The organism is Sphingobacterium sp. UBA7631 (genome assembly GCF_002483935.1).
GTDB lineage: Bacteria > Bacteroidota > Bacteroidia > Sphingobacteriales > Sphingobacteriaceae > Sphingobacterium > Sphingobacterium multivorum.
Genome location: NZ_DLIX01000010.1, coordinates 1,407,211 through 1,414,938 on the forward strand (window position 1 = coordinate 1,407,211; position 7,728 = coordinate 1,414,938).

Genomic DNA, 7,728 nt, shown 5'->3' on the forward strand with positions numbered 1-7,728 from the left:
ATAGTTACGCGAAGGTAACTAGTTTATACTAATAATAGTTACAAATATATACTATTTAAAATATATTTGTGAAGATTCACGATTTAAAACGAGAAAAATGAGCATACAAACACTTTTTAATCCATTTGAGTACAAAAATCTAACACTCAAAAACCGCTTTGTAATGGCGCCAATGACGAGAGCATTTTCGACGGATGGAATTCCCGACAGCGCTGTAGCGGGATATTACGAGCGTCGTGCCGCGGGAGATGTCGGTTTAATTTTGACGGAAGGTACCGTTATCGAACGACCTTCATCAAAGAATTTAAAGGATATCCCAAACTTTTACGGTGACCAAGCACTGGCCGGCTGGAAAAATATCGTGGATGCAGTGCACGAAAAAGGCGGAAAAATAGCCCCTCAACTATGGCATGTTGGTTATACTCCTATGCAATGGACTCCGCCCGCTGCGTTTGAAAGCCCAGATACAATGACATTAGCGGATATAGAGGCCACGATACAAGCTTACGCTGACGCTGCTAAATCTGCAAAAGACCTCGGTTTTGATGCTTTTGAAATCCATGGCGCCCATGGCTATCTGATCGACCAATTTTTCTGGGAAGGAATGAACCACAGAACAGACGAATTTGGTGGAAAAACAATTAAGGAGCGCTCTAAATTTGCGGTTGAGGTCGTCAAAGCAATGCGAAAAGCGGTTGGACCTGATTTTGTAATCATTCTACGTCTATCACAATGGAAGCAGCAAGACTACACAGCCAAGCTTGCTCCCACCCCCGCAGCGATGGAAGACTGGATCCTACCATTGACAGATGCCGGTGTCGACATTTTTCATGGAAGCCAACGTCGTTATTGGGAGCCGGAATTTGAAGGTAGCGACTTAAATTTCGCTGGATGGCTCAAAAAAATTTCAGGACAACCCACAATCACGGTTGGATCCGTAGGTCTTGACAAAGATTTTGGCGATGTATTTACAAATTCGGAGTTCAAGTCCTCTCCCGCTTCACTGGATGAACTGGTTCATCGTTACGAACGTGGCGATTTTGACCTTGTAGCTGTAGGCAGGGCGATCTTGCAAGATCCGAATTGGGTGAAAAAAGTGCAAGCCGAAAAATACAACGAATTATCGACTTTTGAAGCGAAGAGTTTGGCGAGCTTATCTTAGTAAGCTCGAGCGATTAGGTGGATTAAAATTACGTTATTTAATATTTACGTTATTCAATAGTATAAACAGGGGCAAAAATTGATTTTCGAATCAATTTTTGCCCCTGTTTTGTAGCGATAATTCAGCACCTTGTCTCCGCAAATGGATACAGACACTTGATTAAATGAAAATCACCGCAACCAAAATATATGTCATCAGCGGATTGGGTGTAGATCAACGTGTATTCAGCAAAATAGACTTTGGCTCGCTTGATCTAACCTATCTAGATTGGATTACACCAAGCCCCAATGAACCACTGTCTATTTATGCAAAAAGAATATCGACTAAAATTACTGCAAAGAACCCCATCCTCGTTGGGCTTTCCTTTGGAGGAATGCTTGCAATAGAAATTGCCAAGATTATCGAAACAAAACAAATTATTCTGCTTGCTTCAGCCAAAGGACGGCATGAATTACCCAAACTGTATCGCTTAGCAGGCAGACTCAAAATCAACAAACTGGTTCCTAGTCCGTTACTAAAGTTCCATTGTTTTCTATCAGATTACTTTTTTGGCATACGTAACAAAGAAGATTCCCGCTTGCTAAAACAGATTTTATACGATACAGACCCCATCTTTATGAACTGGGCAATACATCAAATTCTGCAATGGAAAAACAATTCGGTTCCGGACAATTTAATTCATATACATGGTAGTAGAGATCATATTATCCCCATCAAAAATGTAAAGCCCAACTTTATCATTAGGGGTGCGGGACATTTTATGACGGTCACCCATGCCCAGGAAATTGAAAAGCTCTTGCAAGAAATCTGCTTGTAAATCACCTCCTTTTAATCACCGAGACCAATCCCAACTTTTCTAGTCGCTCAGAAAATTAAATCCAAGCGGATTCGTATCGACATGAAACACACGATATGCTGAGCAGTGCAAAAAAGTATTATTTGAAGAAAAGGACAAACAATAATTGAGAATAGAAGGTTCTTCTATGAGAGCGCGGTCTCTACGTAACTAAAAAATCGCTGTTTATTGCTTAATGGGACCAGTCCAAAGTAATATAGTAAGGTTAAATTATAACAAGAATATGCGAACACGGCTCATATTAAGTTTTTTATTCTGTCACATCTTTTTTCTCACTATGCTGGCACAAGTTAATGATACTACAGCCCCGAAATTGGAGGTCGCAGCAGCTTTAGGCCCGTACCGTCCGATCGGTGTGAGCGCTAGCTCCAACAATCGATTATTTGTTTCCTTCCCAAAACAAGCTAAAAATTATCAGTATGCACTTACTGAAATCATCAATGGAAAACCTGTTCCTTATCCAAATGAAGAATGGAATTTAGAAGGAAAAGAGAATTCCCACTTTGTAAATGTTCAGGATATATTTGTCGATACCGAGGACAATCTCTGGGTATTGGATTCTAAACCATCTGCTGCTGGATCAATTTTTGGCAAAGATGAAAAATCAAATCAAGGCCAGTTTAAATTATTAAAAATCAATACAAATACAAATCAAATTGAACATATTTATCGTTTCGACGACCTTGATAAAACCAAATCAGGTCTAAATGATATGCGTATTGATCACAAGCGAAATTTAGCCTATCTCTCCGATCCCGGCCAAGCGGCCATCATTATTTTAGACCTTAAAACTGGACTGACTAGAAAGGCTTTAACTGGAAGCCGTTTTACGCTGGCTGATCCTGATGTATTATTAAGCTATAATGGTATTGAAATGCGTAGTGAAAATGGAAAGCCTTTTTCTTCCAACGTGAAGGCATAGCATTGAGTCACGACTTTAAATATTTATATTTCAAAGCGATCAATCAGACCCATTTGTACTGTATTGCAACAGAATTTTTAGCCGACGCAGGGCTGACGGATCAAGAATTGGAGGCAAAAGTGGAAGACAAAGGAGAAGTCGGAATCACGCATGGCTTACTAGCAGACATTGATGGAAATATTTATCTCACATCGTCAATAGATTATAGTATTAAATATTTAAATCCTGAGGGAAATGTGAATACCCTGGTAAGGGACTCCCGAATACTATGGCCCGATTCTATGGGTATCAGCGGAGATGGATACCTCTATTTCTCTTGTGCACAGCTCTTTAAAGACCCGCAATGGAATAAGGGAGCTGACAAGGTAGAGTTGCCATATTATGTCTTTAAGGTCAAATTACCGAAATTTTGAAAAAAATGTTACAACAAGTGAAATTCTTAAGCATAAAACTCGCGCTGACACATCTACTTTTCACCTAGATATTATTCTATGCGCAGCCTTCACAAAATTCCCTTCGAATAGTTCCCCTTTATATTTGTCCATCTTTTCTACCCACAAGAAAAGGAACTGAAATTCAGATTCATAAAAACAATAAAATCGAAGTAAAAGCACAAATCACTAAGACATGCCTCCAACTATAAAAAAACAACAGCCTGTTAGATGAAGTATAAAATTTTTAGCAAAAACTTTTTTATACTAATATTTTTAGTATATTTGAATATCAGTTTTAGACAATGCTTTTATGGAACACAGCGCAGCATATGACAATAAGGATTTACACGTAGGTGACATCGTTCGCTTTCATACCCCCTATTCCGATGAGGATCCAAATACGATTTTCATTGTACTATGGTCATACTACGATCCGGCTGGAAAATCATCACGGGCTGAAGTGGTTAAATTTGACCAACGTTCCAAACAAACACCTGTCATTCAGAAGTGGTTTATACGAGATTTAGAAAGAGTCCCCGAAGTAAATCCAGAATTGCTGAAACAAATTGAGTTATTTATGAAAAGTAAACTTGGCAATGCTATTATCAGTAAGCTAGTCATCTAACAAATTTTAGATCTTCAAATTCGACGTAAAATATGGAAAATAAATTCAAAGAGAAGCGAGGGATGGTGTCAGGTCCGATCTGGTCTGACTGGCGCGAACAACTCCGGGAAAGTGAATTAATCGGCTTACATCAGAGACTCGAGAATCTAGAAAGAGAAATACTCCTTGATTGGCTACAATGGCATGATCCAAAAGGAAACTATACCGATCGTAAATGTATTGAAAATGGCGTGCAGCAGCTTTCCAAATTAAAGGCTGTCGCGTATATCCATAAAGAAATCCTGCGCATCCACATGAAAAGAAGATACAATGCCTTTTCGAATACACACGCACAACTCATCTTTAACAACTAAAATTTCAGATTATGGAGTCTTTTATTAAACAGATCATAGCGCATCAGCTTCCAAAAATTCTAGCTATGGAATCGCATCGCACAGATTGGCGTTATCAGCTCATGAACTTAAAAGATAAGACACTATTCGATAGATTAATGCTGATGAAAAGACAAGAATTACTTGCTTGGCTACAATGGCACGATAATGCTGGGACTTACGCTGATCACGACTGTATCCGGAGAGGTATTCCCTTATTTACGAAAACTCAAGCATTGACCACTGCTTATCAGCGGATTATGCGTGAACATGAAGGCTGGGACGGCTATATGGGAAATGAATATATCCGTGGCAGTGTACTTTAAAAAAAGACACCTTTTAAGCAGGAAATATTTTGTTCGCAGTGATATACGAGGCTAATGTCTTTAGATTAGGAAGTGCCGCTCCTATTGTATTATTAAAATAAGTATAGACTTCTTTTCCCGCTGCAATCCATTCGTTAATATAGGTACTGTATTCCAACAATAGGCTGTCCGGATAGCTTCCCTTATAGTCACCATTTGGGCCATGAAAGCGCATATAGATTATCTTTGCATCCGCATATTGAAGACGCATACCTTGCATATCCTTATCATGAATAACCAGATGCATTTCATAGGATTTTAAAAGTTCGAAAGTTTCTTCTCTATACCAGGAAAGGTCCCTAAATTCTACACATACCTGCCATTTTTCACTTCTCTTATCCTGGGCAATAAAATCCAGCAGTTCAACAAGCATTCCAATAGAAGCAAATTTAAAAGATGGTGGTAATTGTATGAGCAAGCACCCTTTCTTTTGGCCGATAGCGTCAATAACAGATAGAAATCTAGCGACATCCTGTGGATCAAACTTAAGTTCTTTTTGATGCGTAATTCCCTTCCATAGTTTAAAGGTGAAACGAAAATCATCGGTCGTCTCTTCGGACCATCTTCTGACTGTTTCTTCTCTGGGAATTTTATAAAAAGAACTGTTTACTTCCAATGAGTTAAATAGTAAACTGTATACAGCCAATCGACTTTTATCCTGTAACTCCTCAGGATAATAACTTTTATTCTTGTAAGGTAAAAGGATACCGCTCGTTCCAGTAAAATATGATTTTTCCATACCCTTATAACAATCGAGCAGCATGCAATGGTTCATTTTTTCTTTCATAGACTAATTATCCTTTGTATTGGTCTGCAATTGAATTGCATATAAAAAACAATTTATCTAAGTTTGAGAAACAAGTAGTACAGCAACAGCTATTTTTAAGCAACTTGTTTTCTAGTTTATTAGTGGATAATTAATCAAGCACACTATATCAATGCAAAAAAAATCGTACCTCATTTGTTTCATTATTGGCGCCATTTTGGGCAGTTGTACCGGAAATAAAAGCAACAATACCAATACAACTTTAAGTTCCCAGTCCGAACATGCTGATGAAAATCCGACATTTACCTTTGACAATATTAAACAGCACTATACGCGGGGTGAGGATCTGATATTAAAGATGTATAGCAAAAACACATCCAAAATAGACTCTGTTATTTACGCTATAAACGATAAAAAGATTGGCCAGGTCGTCGGAAATGAGCCCTTCAATTATTCATTAAAACAGGAGAAATTTGGTAAGCAAATTATTAAAGCTGTCGTATTTAGTAATGGAAAGCGAGAAGAAAATTCGGTCAACATCGATCTATTCGCCTCTAACCCTCCGCTTTTGCTAAGTTATAGCATTGTGAATATTTATCCACATGATGCCAAAGCTTTCACACAAGGACTGGAGTTTTACGGTGATAATTTGATCGAAAGTACTGGGAATGGGGTTGGTCCAAGTGGAAATAAGGGGAAATCGAGTATCCGTATTGTTAATCCTAAAACGGGTCAGCCCATCAAAAAAAATGAATTGGATGATTCAATTTTTGGCGAAGGTGCTACCGTCCTAAATGGAAAATTATATCAATTAACCTATAAAAACAATCTAGCCTACCTCTACGATATAAACAGTCTTTCTGTTATTAAGACACTTCCTTACTTTCAGCCAATGGAAGGTTGGGGCTTAACTTCTGACGGTAAAAACTTATTCATGTCGAATGGTTCTGATTATATCTATACACTTAATCCAAATGATTTCTCAAAAGTGGATTATATCCGCGCAGCAACGAACACGGCCATGGTGGATCAAATCAATGAAATGGAATGGGTAAAAGGGAAAATCTATGCAAATTTCTTTATGGAGGATGTCATTGGACGAATAGACCCTAAAACAGGTACAGTGGAGGCTTTAGTCGATCTATCCAAATTACGTGAGCATGTAACACAGCATGTGGATTTAGATGTATTAAATGGTATCGCTTACAATAAAAGATCAAACACCTTCTTTGTTACCGGTAAAAACTGGGATAAAATGTTCGAGATAAAGCTAACAGAATAGCTTTATCTCCATCAAAAAAAACAACATGCTGTTCCGGAAAGAACCAAATCGCACTATTTTTGGAGACTGTAACCTGAACTGTGTCAGAGGAATAATTCAATAAGATTATTTATATTCAATTATTCAAACGACACGGTCATGAAAGAAAAAGACCCATTCGACTTTGAACGCTTCAAGGCAGAAGCTATGCAAGGTCTTTACGAAGGTAAAAGTTTGTCTCCCAATGATGGCGTCCTAGCGCCGTTAATGAAGCATCTGTTGGAATCGATGATGGATGGAGAACTGGAAAACCACTTGAACGAAGAGAAAGCTTCGGGCAATAGCAATCGTCGAAATGGCAAGACAAAAAAGACAGTCCGAGGTCTCAATACCGGAACTTTTGAGCTGGAGACGGGCCGGGATAGATCGGGAACGTTCGAGCCTAAAGTAGTACCTAAGAGACAATTAATCATCACTGAACAGCTTGAGGGACATGTGTTGAGCATGTATGCCAAAGGAATGAGCACACGGGCGATAAGCGAGTTTATACGCGAAATGTATGCAATGGAGATCTCTGCCACAGAAATATCGCGTATTACAGAAAGTGTGCTTCCAGCGGTAAATGAGTGGCGTAGCAGGCCTCTTGAAGCTGTTTATCCCTTTGTATTCCTAGACTGTATGCACATCAAAGTTCGCCAGAATGGAACTGTTGAATCGAGGGCTATCTATAATATCCTGGGAGTTGGTATGGATGGTAGAAAAGATCTGATCGGTCTTTATAGCTCAGAAAATGAGGGAGCTAAGTTCTGGCTTTCAGTTCTTACAGATCTAAAGCAACGTGGCGTTGAAGACATTCTTATTGCTTGTATTGATGGTCTAAAAGGGTTTCCAGAGGCCATAGAAGCTATTTTTCCAAAAACAAAGATCCAGTTGTGTATTGTTCACCAGATCAGAACAAGTATGCGC

10 protein-coding genes are annotated in these 7,728 nt (G+C 38.8%); 9 read left to right on the forward strand and 1 reads right to left on the reverse strand.

Features of this window, described 5'->3' with window-relative positions; translation table 11 throughout:
* Window positions 1–97: 97 nt before the first annotated feature.
* The 7 genes from B3P16_RS22395 to B3P16_RS22425 all read left to right on the forward strand — a co-directional run bounded on the left by B3P16_RS22395 (window position 98) and on the right by B3P16_RS22425 (window position 4,696).
* On the forward strand, window positions 98–1,162 hold the full coding sequence (locus B3P16_RS22395; protein ID WP_286844391.1) for an NADH:flavin oxidoreductase: 1,065 nt from the start codon (window positions 98–100) through the stop codon (window positions 1,160–1,162).
* A 163-nt stretch (window positions 1,163–1,325) separates the two neighbouring features.
* Window positions 1,326–1,979, forward strand: a complete 654-nt coding sequence (locus tag B3P16_RS22400; RefSeq protein ID WP_286844393.1) for an alpha/beta fold hydrolase — start codon at window positions 1,326–1,328, stop codon at window positions 1,977–1,979.
* Between the two features lie 316 nt (window positions 1,980–2,295).
* Window positions 2,296–2,940, forward strand: coding sequence for an L-dopachrome tautomerase-related protein (locus tag B3P16_RS22405; RefSeq protein ID WP_286844394.1), 645 nt, complete (start codon window positions 2,296–2,298; stop codon window positions 2,938–2,940).
* Window positions 2,941–2,942: 2 nt separating this feature from the next.
* Window positions 2,943–3,353, forward strand: coding sequence for an L-dopachrome tautomerase-related protein (locus tag B3P16_RS22410; protein WP_286844396.1), 411 nt, complete (start codon window positions 2,943–2,945; stop codon window positions 3,351–3,353).
* 331 nt (window positions 3,354–3,684) lie between these two features.
* Window positions 3,685–3,999: a hypothetical protein gene (locus B3P16_RS22415; protein WP_286844398.1), complete on the forward strand. Its 315-nt coding sequence runs from the start codon at window positions 3,685–3,687 to the stop codon at window positions 3,997–3,999.
* Window positions 4,000–4,031: 32 nt separating this feature from the next.
* Window positions 4,032–4,352 carry a hypothetical protein gene (locus B3P16_RS22420; RefSeq protein WP_070569365.1) on the forward strand — a complete coding sequence of 107 codons (321 nt, stop codon included), beginning with the start codon at window positions 4,032–4,034 and terminating at the stop codon, window positions 4,350–4,352.
* An 11-nt stretch (window positions 4,353–4,363) separates the two neighbouring features.
* The gene (locus B3P16_RS22425) at window positions 4,364–4,696 is read left to right on the forward strand and encodes a hypothetical protein (protein ID WP_112374357.1); all 333 of its coding nucleotides are present in this window, start codon (window positions 4,364–4,366) and stop codon (window positions 4,694–4,696) included.
* A 13-nt stretch (window positions 4,697–4,709) separates the two neighbouring features.
* Here B3P16_RS22425 and B3P16_RS22430 read toward each other — a convergent pair whose 3' ends face one another.
* Window positions 4,710–5,474: a DUF72 domain-containing protein gene (locus tag B3P16_RS22430; RefSeq protein ID WP_286844399.1), complete on the reverse strand. Its 765-nt coding sequence runs from the start codon at window positions 5,472–5,474 to the stop codon at window positions 4,710–4,712.
* Between the two features lie 199 nt (window positions 5,475–5,673).
* Here B3P16_RS22430 and B3P16_RS22435 point away from each other — a divergent pair, with 199 nt between their 5' ends.
* Window positions 5,674–6,783 carry a glutaminyl-peptide cyclotransferase gene (locus B3P16_RS22435; protein WP_204990756.1) on the forward strand — a complete coding sequence of 370 codons (1,110 nt, stop codon included), beginning with the start codon at window positions 5,674–5,676 and terminating at the stop codon, window positions 6,781–6,783.
* 138 nt (window positions 6,784–6,921) lie between these two features.
* Window positions 6,922–7,728: IS256 family transposase (locus B3P16_RS22440; protein WP_286844401.1), on the forward strand; the 807-nt coding region annotated here is incomplete at its 3' end.

Coding starts and splice junctions, on each gene's coding strand:
- B3P16_RS22395 (WP_286844391.1), top strand. CDS start 98: ATGAGCATACAAACACTTTTTAATCCATTTGAGTACAAAAATCTAACA.
- B3P16_RS22400 (WP_286844393.1), top strand. CDS start 1,326: ATGAAAATCACCGCAACCAAAATATATGTCATCAGCGGATTGGGTGTA.
- B3P16_RS22405 (WP_286844394.1), top strand. CDS start 2,296: ATGCTGGCACAAGTTAATGATACTACAGCCCCGAAATTGGAGGTCGCA.
- B3P16_RS22415 (WP_286844398.1), top strand. CDS start 3,685: ATGGAACACAGCGCAGCATATGACAATAAGGATTTACACGTAGGTGAC.
- B3P16_RS22420 (WP_070569365.1), top strand. CDS start 4,032: ATGGAAAATAAATTCAAAGAGAAGCGAGGGATGGTGTCAGGTCCGATC.
- B3P16_RS22425 (WP_112374357.1), top strand. CDS start 4,364: ATGGAGTCTTTTATTAAACAGATCATAGCGCATCAGCTTCCAAAAATT.
- B3P16_RS22430 (WP_286844399.1), bottom strand. CDS start 5,474: ATGGAAAAATCATATTTTACTGGAACGAGCGGTATCCTTTTACCTTAC.
- B3P16_RS22435 (WP_204990756.1), top strand. CDS start 5,674: ATGCAAAAAAAATCGTACCTCATTTGTTTCATTATTGGCGCCATTTTG.